Here is a 353-nt window from a genome sequence, read left to right as displayed (position 1 = left end):
GGCTAAGGACATGTTATGTCGTCAACCGCAGTAGTTGCCTCTCAAGTAGCTCAAGCTTCGCTCAATTCTCAAATCTCCTGCCGTCCCATTGTCGAACGGTTCGGCATTCTCGATGTTTATTCGGTCCAACACCGTCCCGGCTGCACGTGCGTTAGGGGACGGTGATGGACGAATATGTATTCTCTGCCTACTTCATTGCCGCCGTTATTGGCGGGTCCGCAGGGTATCTCATCGGAGGTATCCAGCGTGCAGTTCGCAATATCCGCGAGGTCAAACGCCAGCTTCGGGCTGAAACCACAGACAACCTCGTCCGATCCGTCGCCAACTCCCTCCCCTTCTTCGAGCGTGACGCC

The 353-nt window shown here is 55.5% G+C and carries 1 protein-coding gene; it reads left to right on the top strand.

What is annotated here, in order from left to right; genetic code table 11:
* Nucleotides 1–164: 164 nt before the first annotated feature.
* Nucleotides 165–353, top strand: a 189-nt coding sequence (locus tag AC1DF4_RS19215; protein ID WP_476914365.1) for a hypothetical protein, incomplete at its 3' end; no start/stop codon positions are given.

Source organism: Arthrobacter sp. 05N429, assembly GCF_056397045.1.
The sequence above is the reverse complement of the archived record's forward strand: the minus strand, read 5'-3'. Positions and strand labels throughout refer to the sequence as shown.